The sequence below is a fragment of the Desulfococcus multivorans genome, assembly GCF_001854245.1.
In the GTDB taxonomy this organism is placed as follows: Bacteria; Desulfobacterota; Desulfobacteria; order Desulfobacterales; family Desulfococcaceae; genus Desulfococcus; species Desulfococcus multivorans.
The window spans coordinates 4,079,126-4,093,405 of sequence record NZ_CP015381.1 but is presented as its reverse complement, the minus strand read 5'-3'; the positions used below and the strand labels follow the sequence as shown (position 1 = coordinate 4,093,405).

Below are 14,280 nucleotides of genomic sequence, written 5' to 3'. Positions count from 1 at the left end.
ATTTCAAAATTATCTCTCTCATATCCAAATCGCTTTGTTTGCGGGAACGTATTTATCTATTCACCTTTCGATATTCATGGGCCGGTGCCGGCTTCTCTTTCCGCTCACCCGTATGAAAGCCGACACTTGCCTTCATTTAACATAATCATTGACGGCATCGTGTAAACGGACAGGGCTTCAACGGGACCGGCTGTGGAGGGTGCCTCTGGCCAGGGAAAAATAGATGCCTCCGGCGCACATGACGGAGAAGGCCGCGAAGCAGAGGGTCACGGCCTCCAGAAACCGGGGGTATACCGGCGGTGCGATCTGGGCGCTGCCGATGAAGAAGGAAAAGGCCAGGGTCGCCAGGGTCATGCTCAGCATCTGGCCCACGAGCCGCATGGTCGCCACCGTCCCCGAGGCGACGCCGTAATGCCGCTTTTCGACGCTGCCCATGATGGCGTTCATGTTGGGAGAGGAAAAGAGCGCGAACCCAAGCCCCAGAACCACAAGGCTGACGATGATATAAGGAATGTCCGTATCGGCGGAGAGAAAGGCGAGGGCGGCGAGGCCCGCGGCCGTCAACGCCATGCCGGCGGAGGCGATGGCGGCGGGCTCGATCCGATCCGACAGCCTTCCGGCCGCCGGGGAGAAGAGGGCCATGACCCCGGGTTGGCAGATGAGGACGGTGCCGGCGGCCTCGGGGGACATGCCCTTGATGTACTGCAGGTAGAGGCTCATCAGAAACGCCACGGCAAAGGTGGCCGCGTAGTTGATCAGGGCCGCCAGGCTCGAGTAGGTGAAGGTTCGGTTCTGGCGGAAGAGCCGAACCTCGAAGACGGGAAAGGCCGTCCTGAGCTCGTGGCGGATGAAAAGCCCCATTGCCAGAGCCCCGCCGCCCAGCAGCCCGAGGCCCAGGCGCGCCGGGAGGATCGACAGTCCATACATGAGGCAGACCAGGGCCACGCCGTAGAAAAGGCTGCCCGCGACATCGAAACGTTCTCCCGCAGCGTCGGCCCACTCCTCTCGGATCTTTAGGGCGGCCAGCAGCAGCGCCGCCGCACCGATAGGGGCGTTGATGAGGAAGATGGCGCGCCATCCAAAGGCGCCGGTCAACAGACCGCCTGCAAACGGCCCCACCGACAGACCGATGTAGACGCTCGACACGGTGATGCCGATGGCCTTCCCGCGTTCGCTGGGCGGGAAGACCGCTGAAATGATGGCGATGCCGGTGGTCATGGTCATGGCAGCGCCCATCCCCTGGAGGATCCGAAGCAGAATGATCCAGGATATCGAGGGCATGACGGCAGTGGCCGTTGTCGCGACGGTGAAGACGAGGATGCCGGTGATGAAGATCTTCCGCCGGCCGTAAATGTCGGCGATCTTTCCCGCGGGCACCAGGGCTACGCCGGTGGCCAGCAGATAGGCGTTGGCCAGCCACCCCAGCACCACGGCATCCACGGCGAACTCCGCCTGGATGGCCGGAAGGGCGATATTGACCGCCGAAATCATGAACGGGGCCATGAAGGTCGTGAGGGCGGCCACGGCCAGGGCCGCTTTGGGGGATGTTTTTTCCGGTGATCGCGCCATGACGCTGTCTCCTCTGGAGGGAAAGTCCCGATGCCGCCCTTAGTTAAAGCCGGCGCCGCCGTCGTCCTCCGGGATCGCCATGACCGCTTCGGGATCGAGGATCTCATGGGCGACGCCCAGCTTTCGGACGAGGTTCATGAAAAACCTGGGCAGAGGAATATCCCGGTCCATCATCAGGATACCGAGTTCGTTGGCCCGGACCAGGATCGATTCACTGTCGATGCCGTCCCGGCTGTCGCAGAGGAACTGGACGCGAAGGGCGTCGGTCAGCGGGATTCTAAGGTTTTCGAACCGGTCCGGGAGGGCGCGGAGTTCCGCCGTGATCAGGGCCTGGTGCTCCCGTTTGAATCCGGCGAAGGGTTCCATCAGGTTTTCGATGCCGAAGAGATCGTTCAGGATCGCGCCGGCGAGCCGTTGGGCGAATTGGGTGCCCCGGTCCGAGTACCTGGCGGAAAGATAGGATTTGAGCTCCTTGTAAAGGACCATCTTGACGATGTCCACCCCCTCCCGCAGGATCGGCACCAGTTTGCTCTGGATCCGGGGCGGTTTTTTCGTTTCGTTTTCCGTGTTCATGAAACTACTCCTTGTTGAACGGCTGAAGGGATTGCGTTTGAAGACAGCGTCTTCAGCCTTCGATCTTTTCCCCGGCGCGGATGCCCCGGGGCGCTGTCTCGAGCCCGGTCCGCCACCGCATCGCCGTCGCCCATGACGGCAGGGGCTGCCGGGCTGGTTTCGAGGAACATAAAGCACAAAACCGTCAACGGGTCCACCGGAAATATACCCGAAGCGGGCCGTGAACGGCATCCCCCGGGTCGGCCGGGTCCGATTTTCCATGTTGACTTTGGCCGCGTTTCGATGGAGGGTAAAGCATTCAACTTTCGACTTCCATGGCGGTGATCGGAAAGAGGTGCCGGGAGGATACGGTCCGGAGCAAGCGGCACTTGAACGAAACCGCGTTGGGCGCGGGTCGTATCCTCCCGGCACCGGCCTATGAAAGTCGAACGTTGAGTAAGGGATAGAAAATCGGCAACGGATCTCCCCCGGGCGGGTGCCGGGGAACGTTCTCCATGAACGCACAACGGACTTGGGCACGGATTTCAACGATTAATGGACTGCAGGCAGCTACCCCTGAAAATCCTTATCGGTCTTGCGGCGACGGTGCTTGGAATCATTCTCGTCGTGGGGCTCAACCCCCGCCATTCCCTTTTTACCAACAAGGTAAACCGGCTGACCGACGGGCCGGGTCTTCGGTTCCGGAAATACGGCATCGCCTGCACGAAGCCTTTCGATGTCCCTCTTGATGCCGCTTCCGTGATGCCGGACGGGCCGCCGGGATTTTCCATGGAGATCGCCTTCACGTCCCATCACCAGGGGAACAGCAGATTCGGTATCCTGTTCATGTTCCATGACGGGGATGACGACGCCCAGTTGCTGATGGGACAATGGCGGAACCATATCGTCGTCATGAACGGGGACGACTTTGATTACAGCAGAAAAGCCCCGCGGGTCTCGACCGACCTTTCCGAGCTGCCGCAGGCGCCCGTCGTCGTGACGGTAACGACGGACGGGGAGGGGACCCGACTCTATCTGAACGGAAGGCGCGTCGACGAAAACAGGCGGCTGACCCTGAGTTTTCCGGGCGGCGGACGATCCTCCGCGTTGGTGATGGGAAACTCCGTCTACGGCAACATTGTCTGGGAAGGCGAAATTCACGGTTTTGCGGTATATCCCCACGCCCTCGCCGCTGCCGACGTCTCGAAACATTATGCCGAATGGCTGGAAAACCGTGATTTTTCCCATGCCCTCACGGCGGCGCCGTCCATGCTTTACCTGTTCGACGGCCGACCCGGCGCTCCTGTTCTCGACCGATCGGGCCGGGGGCGTCACCTCGAGGTCCCGACAAGAATGACCGTACTCAAGCGGCAGTTTTTGATTTTTTCCCCGACGGATTTCAGCTTGAGAAGCGCTTTCATCCAGGACGTCGTCGTCAACTTCGTCGGTTTCGTGCCCTTCGGACTCGTTTTCACCTTGCTTTTTCGCCGGGGTCCGCTGCGAATTCAACGGCACGCCATTGCCTTCGCCGTCATTCTGGGTTTTGCCGTGAGCCTGGCCATCGAGATCGGCCAGGCATGGATTCCCTCCCGGAGCTCCAGTCTTCTCGATCTCATCATGAATACTGCGGGCACCGGGACCGGCGCTATGATCCACGGCTTCTTCTGCCGGGAAACCCCCTTTGTTTCGGATGCCCCTCTGTAACGGATCCGCTGCGGGGGATGCAGGGTTCCCCCGGATCCCCTTTTGTCCGGGAGGTGCGAGATGAAAGTCAACTGTCCGGAATGCCTGGCAGCGCATTTCTTCGAGGATGCCGAGGTACCGGAAGGCGGCATGAGCGTGAAGTGCAAGATATGCGGCACCCCGTTCAGGGTGGAAAAGGTGCGTTCGCCTCGACCGGGACATGAGCCCGATGAAGCGGAGATGACATGCCCGCGGTGCTTCATCACCCAGAAGAAGAGCGACACCTGCATGTGCTGCGGCATGACCCTTTCACAATCCCATGAACAACCGTCAATGCCGGAGTCGCGGCAAGACCGGCACACGGCGGCCGCCCGCACCGAGGACCCCGTCGTCTGGAACGGCCCGACACCTCAGGGACCAGACGCGATCGGCGAACTCTTTCGCGGGCTGTTCGACCTGTCGTTCGACCACTTGATCACGCCGGGCATGATCAAGGTGCTCTATGCCCTTCTTCTGATTTTCGGAGGGGCCGTTACCTTGATTCTCGTCAACTATTTTCTCTTTTCCGTCGGTAATTACGGGGCTGCGGCGGCGGCCGTCATGATCTATCTCCTGGCCGTCGTTGTCGTTCGGATTCAGGCGGAGTTTCTGCTGGTTTTCTTCATGCTGGGAAAGCATGCGGGAAACCGCGATGCCCGGACGGTCCGGGAAGACGGCGCAGCGTCGCGAGAGCGCATAGGCGCATGCCGAAGAAGCAAGGAGACTTGATATGCGGATAGACGCAACGGAGATTGAGGATTTCAAGGATATCATCCGGGATGCCGGGCTCGACCCTTCGGATTTCGAACTGCTGGAGGAGGAGGTCCACCTCCCCCGGCCGGCCAGGGCGTCGGAGACGTTCCGGGCGGTGGTCAGAAACCGCCGGACCGGCGTGACGCGAACTTACAACGTCCTCCACTGGGTTGTCGATTTTGCCGACGACCTGCGGGACCGGGCTTTCGATTGAGCCCGGACGCCGGCGGATCCTGCGGTTTACGGCTCCGCCTTCATCAGCGGCCGGGCCTTGCGCAGATAATCGGCGAAGACATCGTTGTAAAGCGCGCCCGGTTGTCGGGACTGCAAAAATGGAACGTCGAACGTGACAGGACCGCTGCTGCTAAATCAGGATGCCGACGGCCATCAGCAGATCAGTTCCCAGAACGATCAGGACGTTTTTTCCCATGGCGTGGACAATCCTGTTTCTGTCTCCATGATGCCGGATGGCGGTAAAACCGGTATCGAAAGCCAGCGGCAGCGGGATCAGCGCCAACAATATCCATTTGGAAGCCGCACCGAGAAACGGCAGTGCCGTGATGGTTGCAAAGGTGAGCCCTAATCCGATCGCGTATATATAGGCGGCCTTCTGCCTGCCGAAGCGGGTCACCAGGTGTCTGCGCCCGCCCTTCCGATCCGCCTCGATATCGGGAAATTCATTGATGAGCAGGAGCAGAAATGTCAGAATTCCCGGCGGGACGGAGATCAACAGCACCCCGGGGGGCAATACCTGCGCCAGGGCCGTGCCGGGACGGGCCGTCATGGCGATATAGGTGCCGACAACCACAAGAGACCCCAACGTGAGACCGGCAAAAAATTCACCCACCATCATCCGCTGGAAAAGCGGCGTGTATAGAACGATCGACAATGCCCCCGTGAGAGCGACAATCAGGATGCTCCAGTGGGAAACCACGGCAAAATAGCAGCCGATGCCCAGAGCCGATGCCAGCGTCGTTACGGCCGCAAGCATCACAGCCCGGGGGGTGGTGTTTCCCGACACCATCATCTTGGTTCCCCCGCTGAAAGGGGTCCAGACTGTATCGAAATCTATCCTTGTGGTAAAGTCGGCATGCTCGTTGAACAGGTTGACCGAGATATGAGCCAGAACAGTTCCGATCATGATCAGGATCGCATGGAAAAAATCAAATTCAGCTGCTGTGCCGGCCGTTCGCCGGTAAGCCGCCGCCAGCCCGACGGCGACCAGAAAAACAGCCAGAAGCAGGAAATTGAGCCTGATCTGCGCCATCCAGACTGAAAAAAGAGATGTTTTGGGTTGCATGATCCGTCCATGGGTTATGCGAAGCGGATTTCGCCGGGTCGTTCCCTCCCGGCCATGAATATCGATAGCTGAATTAAGAATTATCATAACGATTTATCACGATCAAGAGGAGAATCGCGAATGGCGGCTTTTGGACCGGTCCCGGAAAGGGTTTCGGCCTCCTTGCCGATCGTGTCGGCCCCGGAACGGTTGAGCGCGGGCTTAAAGGTGACGATCCCGGCCTCGGGTGATGTCAAGGTGGCCGAATAGCGGACCGTCGATCCCTTACTGCTTCAATTTGCTGTTTTTTCTATTGACTTTTGGGGGGGTGTTCGTCCAAGGTTTCTGAACAGTCAACGTTCGGTATTCAGAGGCCGATGCCGGAAGCGTCCGGCCCGCGGCCGGAGTCAAGCGCCTTGAAAGTCAACGAAGGTTTAACAGCCATGAAACATATGTATCGGATGCTTTTCGGAGCGACAGTCGTCATATGGATATTGTTTCATCCTCACCCCGCGTGGGCATTGAGGTGCTTCACCATGTCGTCCGACACGACCTTATACGGCACCGCACGTCATCTGAAGGTGAATGAAGGGGACACGCTTCTCGATATCGCACGCGATATGGGGCTTGGATACAATCAGATCACCGCCGCGAACCCGGACATCGATCCCTGGGTGCCGCCCAAAGGAAGCCTTGTGCTGATCCCGTCGGCCTTCGTGCTTCCCGAGGATCGCATCGCATCCGGCATCGTGGTGAATCTGGCGGAGATGCGGCTTTACTACTTCTTCAGCAACGGCGGTCACGACTATTTCATCACTGCGCCCATCGGCATCGGCGCGGAAGGTTTTCTGACCAAACTGGGCACTTATACTGTAAAAAGCAAGACCCCCAATCCCACCTGGGTCGTACCGGAATCCATCCGGAAGCTGGAACCGGATCTACCGGCCAAGGTGCCGCCGGGGCCGGACAACCCGCTGGGGGATTATGTGTTCCGTCTCTCTCAAATGCTGTACGCAATCCATGGGACCAACAAGCCGTGGGGGATTGGAAGGCGGGTGAGCCACGGCTGCATGCGCATGTATCCGGAAGACGTAGCGGCGCTGTTCCCGTTGGTGTCCGTGGGGACGACGGTTCGTGTAATCTATGAACCGATCAAGTTCGGATGGGGGGATGGAAAGTGCTGGATACAGGTATTCGATGACTTTGACGACCGCCTCGGCAATCCGCTGCCGACGGTGATGGGCGAACTTTCCGATTACGAAAAGGCCAAGGGCGCTCTTGACATCGACTTCAAGGCCCTTTTCAGGGCCTTGAAGGAAAAAAACGGTGTACCTGCGGCTGTCGCACGGCTCCGCAAATCCTGATCAGGAGAGCTACTTCCTGAGGGATTTGTCGAAGATGCGTTCAGCCTTCTGGGCGGCGGCCTCGGCGCGTTCAGCGGCCATTTCGGCCCGGCTTGAAGCATCCTCCGCAGCGGAAGCCGCGCTTTCAAGACGTGTGCCCATCCCCTCGAGTTCATTGGCGGCGGCCTCGGCGCGTTCGGCAGCGGCCTTGGCGTCCTGGGCGGACTGGCGCGTGCTCTCCAGAAGGGCCCTGTCGTCCTGGTTGAGGGAGGCGCAGCCACTCAACCCCATGAAGGATATAACGGCAACAAAAACAAGGATTGCGGACAACGTTAGATTCATTTTTTTCATAAACATCTTTCAACCTCCTTTTGTGTAACCGTTTAAAATTTTAACCCAATAATTTATGTTAACTTGCTTTTGTTCAAAAAGTCAATGGATTTTAAAAAACCTGTTGACAATATTTTCAGCTTCGATCCTTTCGGTGTCAAACGCCTTACCGGCAGGAGCCGCGGCGGAAAGAATCCTGGTCATCGACAAGGCCGGACAGAACGTGGTGCTTTTCACGGGCGGGAAGCGGATCGCGGAATTCCCCGCCACGTTCGGTATCGACCCGGTTTCGGACAAATACAGGGTGCTGGATTACGCAACCCCGGAAGGCGGCTATTTCATAGCGTATAAAAAGATGAAAACCCGTTTTCACCGGACGTTGGGCCTCTCGTACCCCAACCTTGTCGATGCCGAGAAGGGCCTGGCCGGCGGGGTGATATCCTCAGGGGAATACCGGCGGATATATTCGGCGGTTCGGAGATCGAGACCGGCACCCCACGATACCGGTCTGGGCGGCGGCATCGCCATACACGGCGGCGGCGTGTTCAGATATTTCGCCGAGAGCCGGGAAAGAGACTGGACCGAGGGATGCATTGCATTGAACGACAACGATATCGAAACGCTGTTCAATACCTGTCAGGTCGGGGACCCCGTCATCATATTCGACAGCCGCAAAACCCTCTACGGCATCATCAGACCCTTCACCCGGGGGGAAGCGACGGACGAAAACGGGATGCCGGTATGTCCGGAAGGGGTGTGCCCCTATCGGATCGAATTTCCCACTTTCCTTGGGCGAACGACGGTCACCGTCAAGGAGGGAAAAGCGTTCGGCAGATCTGTAAAGGTCGTGATTCACGACGGTGACGACAAAACGCCGCGTCTCGTCCTCATCGACCGCAACGCAGACGGCCGCATCTCTCCGTTGGACGAAGTCAGGGGAACTCTCGTTCAGGGCCGCTCTTTCGATGCAGTATACGACATAGTGAGAAAGGCGGTGGTTGCCGTGCTTTCCAGGGGCGAGATCCCCGAATCGGCCCTCATGGACCATACCGGCCCGGAACCGGGGACGTCCCAATCGCGGGATGCATGAAAATGATGGAGAACCGTCGGACCCTGATCTAACGGTCACGTTTCCAGATCGGCTTGCCGTTGCGGTACACCGCCTTGATGCGATGAAGCGGCACCATATGTGATACGCCTTCATCATCAATGATCCGAACCGAGAAATGGTCACCTTTCTCCTGTAAAACCTGTTTCGGCGACACAAAAAATATCGCATCCTCGAGACGGTCGTAATACCCGATCCGGAAATCGGCTTTCGAAAATACCGGGTCCCATTGGATACGGTTGAGCAAGTCTTGAATCGGTGTCATGTTCATCCCCTCCTGTAGCCATAATGTCTAAATCAACTTTCGGCTTTTGTCATGGGGATCGGATAGGGATTAGGGATTAAGTGATTATGTGATTATGTGATTATGTGGCACCCCTTCAGTCTTCAGCCTTCAGCCTCCATTTTACGGGAATATGATCTTTTGACTTTATTTTTCCTTTTGTTTGGGGTTTACTCTTTTTGGAATGGAGAGATCATTTGCGCGCGTGTATGTCATTAACAGCGACGAAAAATAGAATAAGAGGCAGGGCGGATGTGGCGTAAAGAGCTGGAGGAGCTGGCCGAAAGAAAAAGGATCGCCCACGGCCTGGGGGGCGAGGAAAATATCGCCAGGCAGCATGCAAAAGGGAAGATGACCGTTCGGGAGCGCATCGCGGTTCTTTGCGATCCGGAAACCTTTCTGGAAAGGGGAATCCTGGCCGGCGCGCCCGTCTACGATGAAGCGGATCCGAACGAACTCGAGGCGCTGGTCCCTTGTCCTTTTGTCATGGGCATCGGGAAAATCGCCGGCAGAAGGGTTGCCGTTCACGGCGATGATTTTACCGTCAAAGGGGCCTCCGTGGGCAGGTTGTATAAAAGCAAGGGGGCCTATTTCGTGAAAATGGCCCGATCCTTGAAACTGCCCATGGTGCGATTGATCGAGGGGGCCGGCGGCTCCATCAGGGAAATCCTCGAAATCGGCTACACCGAGCTGCCCAGCTCCGGGGATGAATGCACTCAGAACCGGGTGGCGGTCATGTCCGAGATACCGGTGGTCTCCGCCGGGTTCGGTTCCGTGGCGGGTCTGGGGGCGCTTTACATGGTCCAAAGTCACTTTTCGGTGATGGTCAGAAACATGTGCCATGTGTTTGTCGGCGGTCCACCCCTGGTCAAGGCGGCTTTCGGGGAGGATCTGACCAAGGAGGCGTTGGGGGGCTATGAACGCCACACCCGGATTTCGGGTGTCGTGGACAATGACGCGGTTGACGAAAGGGACGCCCTGGATCAGGTGAAGCGATTCCTCTCCTATATGCCTGCCAATGTATGGGAAATGCCCCGGCGGAGCGACACGACCCGGGACGATCCCAACCGTCGGGAGGCGGCCCTGGCGTCAATCATCCCCCGGAACCAACGAAAACCCTACGACATGCGAAAACTGTTGAATCTGGTGCTGGACCGGGATTCCATTTTTGAAATCGGCCCCTTTCAGGGCCGCTCCCAGATCACCGCCCTGGCGCGTCTGAACGGATATCCGGTGGGCGTTCTGGCCAATGACCCCTGTTTCCTGGGCGGCTCCTTCAATTATGACGTGGCCGAAAAATTTCAGCGGTTTGTCGACATGTGCGATACCTTCCATCTCCCCATTGTCAACTTTTCGGATCAGCCCGGATTCACCATCGGCAGCCAGAGCGAAATCCACGGCACCATTCGAAAGGGGGTTCGGGCCAGCTTCGCCCTCATTCAAGCCACCGTTCCCGTTGCCGTCATCTATGTCCGCAAATGCTTCGGGGTGGCCGGCGGAGCGCAAAAGAGCGGTCTGAGATTGAGTTGGCGATATGCGTGGCCTTCCGCTGTATGGGGCAACATCCCGGTGGAAGGGGGGGTCTATGCGGCCCATCGAAGAGAGATCGAGGCGGCCGGGGACCCCGCCTGTCTCGAGAAACTCCAGGAAACATACAGGGCCGTGGCTTCTCCCTTCAGAACCGCGGAGGCTTTCGGCATCGAGGATATTATCGATCCGAGGGATACCCGGCCCCTGCTGTCCGAGTGGGTGGAAATGGCCTACCCGGTGGAGCAGAACCATCTCGGGCCCAAAACGCGCGGCATGCGATGCTGAACAACCCTCTGACGCGATTCCCGTTTCAACCTTCGGTATTCACGGCCCGAACGGTTTTCTGAAAGGCTGAAGACTGAGGGGGGCGTCGGCCACGCCATAACCCCATAACCCCTACTTTCGATCTTCGTAGGTCGGCTGCGGCAGGGTACGGCCCGCGCCCCACGCGGTTTCGTTCAAGTGCCGCTAAAGCGTGCTCCGGGCGGCCCGGAAACTCGCTGGCGCTCAAACAGTCCGGGCCGCTGATCCGCCGCTGCGCTCAAGCGGCACTAAAACTCACCGCTGAAGGGTCGCCGGCCGTACCCTGCCGCAGCCTCTATCCGGAAAGGCCAAGGGATATAGGCGTGCGTGTAACACGCTTTCCGTTTTTTTTCTTCAACCATCGATATTCATAGGCCGGTGCCGGGAGGCCCCGTTCGGGTTTTTGAGACTGAAGGCTATTGGGGCCTGCGACGAACGGAGCGCTTATCCTTCTTCAGGCTTCAGTCTTCAGGCTTCAGTCTTCAGGCTTCGGTCTTCAGTCTCTAAGTCGAAAGCGGCGTTCTTGAAGACCAGGTTTTCCCGTCCAACTTCATAATGTGCACCAGCGTAATAAAAGGCGGCAGGTGATCGGATTTTTCCGTGATATCGATTATGGCTTTACGCGTCGCCGTTACCAATCCGGCTTTTTTGGCGACATCGCCCTGGGTTTTCTTGTGGGTATGCGCAGCCGCGCCGCCGGTCCTGTTCAGGGCGGCGGCGGTTGACGTACTGCGAATGAATCTATCCCGAAGATCCGGGGTATTATGGGTTCCGTCGCACAAGGCCCATCCCGGCGGAGGCATAATCTCCGCATTCTCGCCTTCGCCTCTGACGGCCTCTTTCGGCGGATGCCACGCGATGATGGTGCCGGCCGGAATGCCGAAAATGCTCGACGGCGCATAGATATCGACATCTTGATGCGGATTCAGCATCGCTCTGCAGCGTGGGAATTTTCCGGGGTCCAGCAGATTCCAATACGAGAACAGGGTCAGGGCCACCGGTGCCAGCCGGAATTTGACGGCGCCTTTGGCAATGTCGGCCAGAAATCCGGCGATCTGATCGAACCCCTGCAGGACCAGCGGACGGGCAGGATCGATGCCGCCGCAATTGATTTCACAGTTGATCTGAAGGCCGGCGTCGTGCAATTTCTTCTGGACCGCCGCGTCAACCGATCCCCCGGCCCGGACGGCGCCGAAACCGGATGACATCGTCGCTGCAATTTCCTGGCGCCGGGCGGTATCGCGGGTGCTCATGCGGCCGCGAATGGCGATGTTCAAGCCGTAGGTCACGGTCTCGATGAAGTGGGTCCCGAAGTCCCGTCTGAACTGGGTGAATGCCGTTGTGTCGTCTTCCAGGTGTTCCGCGAGGGGATCGAGATCCTCGTTCACCGACATGGCGGCATCGCTCAAGGAGCGGGTCTCGCCGACATGACTCAGGAGAATATAGGCCGAAACGCTGGAGCGGCTCTCTTCGCGCGCCATGTCGGCGGCGGCATCGATGCTGCTGATGCCGTAGGAGGCGCGGAAATGGGTATTGAGAACGGCGGCTTCCTGAGCGACGGTTTCCGTTCGCAGTATCGAGAACGCATCCTTGACGGCATCGCTCGAGATCTCATACCGCTTTTCGTCATCAGCCTCCTTCAGTAGACGGGATGGCTTGAAAAAGGGCGTCCTTTCAGGGACCAAGACCGGCTTGTCGGGGTCAAACATGTCGATTCCCCGACCAAACCGGATTCCGCCCGCGCCGCTGATGATTTGCGCGGGTAGGGTATAGGTGTCCTTGACGGCGTAATAACGGCTCGCGGTCATGGCATGCCTCCTTCCTTATTCTAAGTTATGCCTTGGGGAAATTCGACTGCCGCCTTGCTTGAGCCCAATCCGGAAAACGGGCATCGGCAGCTCCGACGAGGACCTGCGTCGATTGAAGATCCGTACAATTATCCGATGTGCGTCAGCGACTTCTTTTTCAGAACGCCCCATGCACCGGCCGCAAGCTCTTCCGTTTTGGTCCAGGTCCGGGCTTTCAGGATGAAGAGCGAACCGAAGAGAACCACCAGACTATAGAGCAGGATCGGCGAGCGGCGCAGAACCCTGATCCAGGGTGCGGCGAGGTCCGGCAGCATTTTCATCGCTATTTCAAGCAGGGGATCGAAAAAGCCGTTCACCGCAAGGCACTGAGAAGCATCCATACAACCCAGGAGGAAGGGAGAGACCAGGTATCCCAGGGTGGTCGTCAGCAGGGCGAAATAGAGCCATCGGCGTCCGGTGATGAGATGCTGAACCGATTGCATCGCGGCCTTTCGTTGGTTGCTTTCGTCCGGCGTTTCGTAGACCGGGATCTCGCCGCGCGTCGTCACCACCGTGTATTGCCCGGGCAAGCCCGCCGGAGCGTACGGCACCACGTTGCCGGCGATCCGTTCCATGACGCTGCGATGAATTTTGGGGGATCGGATATGGACGTCGCTTTTCCTGTCGTTGCACAGCGATTCGATGTCGCGGGGTTTATAGCGGTAGTAGGCCCCCGCCAGCGCGCGGGAGTCATGTTGCGGGCCGTGCCAGTCGGAGTGTTTGATGTATTCTTCGCGGCGCTGTTCGATCAGGTGCAAGCCGGGACTTCCGATGTCGGGTTTCCGGGCCTCGGTCTTTGCGATCATCCAGTCGAGGGAGACCAGCGACAACGGGTGTCTGGGATAGCCGCCGCCTACATCCGAGTGCACGCCGGGAAACCATACCTGCTCGATGCGCGAGGGATCGGTTTCGGCGCTTTCGTCCCACAGAACCGGGTGGAAGGAGTGGCGCTCGTCGTCCACCGACACGGCGTGACAGGCTTTTTTGACCTTGTCGGACAGTCTGTAGTTGGGAAAGTAGATCGGGTAGATCAGGTAATCCCAGATCATGGCCAGTTCGTCCATGGGAAAACCATAGGCGTCGACCGTGTCCCAGACACCGATGAATTCGATCTCCGGACGGTGGCGCGGAGTCTCCGGATCGCTCCGGCCCATGAAGGCGCGGATGCCGCGGGTCAGGAGCCCCCTCTTGAAACGGGAACGATAGGCGTTGTAGTTGCGCCGCGCGACCCTGTCAAGATCCTTTTCGTTCCTGTAGTCGGTGTATACGCCGCAGTAATCGATCATGCCCGCCAGCATTCTTACCGTAAAAGCGCCGCGGCTGAAGCCGAAGAGATAAATTCTGTCGCCGGATTTGTAGGTGCGGCAGAGAAACTTGTAGAGCCTTCGGACGTTTCTTTTCAGGCCCCAGCCAAAGGCGCCGCCAAGGAGTTTGAACGGCAGGAACTCCTTGGATCCGACACCGTCGTCGTAGAACGCGATCTGGTCGTCGCGATGCAGGTCCAGGGCATCGTAGAGCCGCCATACATTGGTTTTGTTTCGTTTGGCCGCACCGTTGCCGGTGCCGTCTGACAGCAGAATGATGTTCTTGTTCACGGTCCCCTCCTCTGCTTGATGATTGAAAACTTCAACTTTCACAGGCCGGTGCCGGCAGGCCCCGTA

The 14,280-nt window shown here is 58.5% G+C and carries 13 protein-coding genes; 6 read left to right on the top strand and 7 right to left on the bottom strand.

The genetic code is table 11. The annotated features are described in order from the left end of the window. Positions 1-177: 177 nt before the first annotated feature. Both dmul_RS17860 and dmul_RS17855 read right to left on the bottom strand, forming a co-directional pair. Complete coding sequence (locus dmul_RS17860; protein ID WP_020875734.1) at positions 178-1,569, bottom strand: MFS transporter; 1,392 nt, start codon at positions 1,567-1,569, stop codon at positions 178-180. A 39-nt stretch (positions 1,570-1,608) separates the two neighbouring features. After that, entirely contained in the window at positions 1,609-2,142 is a 534-nt protein-coding gene (locus tag dmul_RS17855; protein ID WP_020875733.1) for a hypothetical protein, read from the bottom strand. Positions 2,143-2,676: 534 nt separating this feature from the next. On the opposite strand from dmul_RS17855, the gene dmul_RS17850 reads away from it, so the two are divergent. Genes dmul_RS17850 through dmul_RS17840 form a run of 3 tightly spaced genes read left to right on the top strand, consistent with a single transcriptional unit; the run spans position 2,677 to position 4,810 of the window. Continuing rightward, complete coding sequence (locus dmul_RS17850) at positions 2,677-3,825, top strand: VanZ family protein (RefSeq protein ID WP_020875732.1); 1,149 nt, start codon at positions 2,677-2,679, stop codon at positions 3,823-3,825. A 60-nt stretch (positions 3,826-3,885) separates the two neighbouring features. Beyond that, positions 3,886-4,572 carry a zinc-ribbon domain-containing protein gene (locus tag dmul_RS17845; protein WP_020875731.1) on the top strand — a complete coding sequence of 229 codons (687 nt, stop codon included), beginning with the start codon at positions 3,886-3,888 and terminating at the stop codon, positions 4,570-4,572. 1 nt (position 4,573) lies between these two features. Next, entirely contained in the window at positions 4,574-4,810 is a 237-nt protein-coding gene (locus dmul_RS17840) for a hypothetical protein (protein ID WP_020875730.1), read from the top strand. Between the two features lie 150 nt (positions 4,811-4,960). Here the strand turns inward: dmul_RS17840 and dmul_RS17835 are convergent, their stop codons facing one another. After that, on the bottom strand, positions 4,961-5,896 hold the full coding sequence (locus dmul_RS17835; protein WP_020875729.1) for a prenyltransferase: 936 nt from the start codon (positions 5,894-5,896) through the stop codon (positions 4,961-4,963). Between the two features lie 515 nt (positions 5,897-6,411). Between dmul_RS17835 and dmul_RS17830 the strand changes: the two genes are divergently transcribed. Continuing rightward, on the top strand, positions 6,412-7,239 hold the full coding sequence (locus tag dmul_RS17830) for a L,D-transpeptidase family protein (RefSeq protein ID WP_020875727.1): 828 nt from the start codon (positions 6,412-6,414) through the stop codon (positions 7,237-7,239). A 9-nt stretch (positions 7,240-7,248) separates the two neighbouring features. On the opposite strand, the gene dmul_RS17825 is transcribed toward dmul_RS17830, so the two are convergent. Further along, the gene (locus tag dmul_RS17825) at positions 7,249-7,575 is read right to left on the bottom strand and encodes an Lpp/OprI family alanine-zipper lipoprotein (protein ID WP_020875726.1); all 327 of its coding nucleotides are present in this window, start codon (positions 7,573-7,575) and stop codon (positions 7,249-7,251) included. Between the two features lie 127 nt (positions 7,576-7,702). Here dmul_RS17825 and dmul_RS17820 point away from each other — a divergent pair, with 127 nt between their 5' ends. Next, positions 7,703-8,638 (top strand): L,D-transpeptidase family protein, encoded by a 936-nt coding sequence (locus tag dmul_RS17820; RefSeq protein ID WP_160167717.1) that lies wholly within the window; start codon positions 7,703-7,705, stop codon positions 8,636-8,638. A gap of 28 nt (positions 8,639-8,666) precedes the next feature. Here the strand turns inward: dmul_RS17820 and dmul_RS17815 are convergent, their stop codons facing one another. After that, positions 8,667-8,921, bottom strand: a complete 255-nt coding sequence (locus dmul_RS17815; RefSeq protein WP_020875724.1) for a DUF504 domain-containing protein — start codon at positions 8,919-8,921, stop codon at positions 8,667-8,669. A 270-nt stretch (positions 8,922-9,191) separates the two neighbouring features. Here dmul_RS17815 and dmul_RS17810 point away from each other — a divergent pair, with 270 nt between their 5' ends. After that, positions 9,192-10,754, top strand: a complete 1,563-nt coding sequence (locus dmul_RS17810) for an acyl-CoA carboxylase subunit beta (RefSeq protein WP_020876071.1) — start codon at positions 9,192-9,194, stop codon at positions 10,752-10,754. Between the two features lie 521 nt (positions 10,755-11,275). Here dmul_RS17810 and dmul_RS17805 read toward each other — a convergent pair. Together dmul_RS17805 and dmul_RS17800 are read right to left on the bottom strand one after the other, a co-directional pair. Beyond that, positions 11,276-12,580 carry a phage tail protein gene (locus tag dmul_RS17805; RefSeq protein ID WP_070962363.1) on the bottom strand — a complete coding sequence of 435 codons (1,305 nt, stop codon included), beginning with the start codon at positions 12,578-12,580 and terminating at the stop codon, positions 11,276-11,278. Between the two features lie 128 nt (positions 12,581-12,708). After that, complete coding sequence (locus dmul_RS17800; RefSeq protein ID WP_020876713.1) at positions 12,709-14,214, bottom strand: DUF2235 domain-containing protein; 1,506 nt, start codon at positions 14,212-14,214, stop codon at positions 12,709-12,711. Between the last annotated feature and the right edge of the window lie 66 nt (positions 14,215-14,280).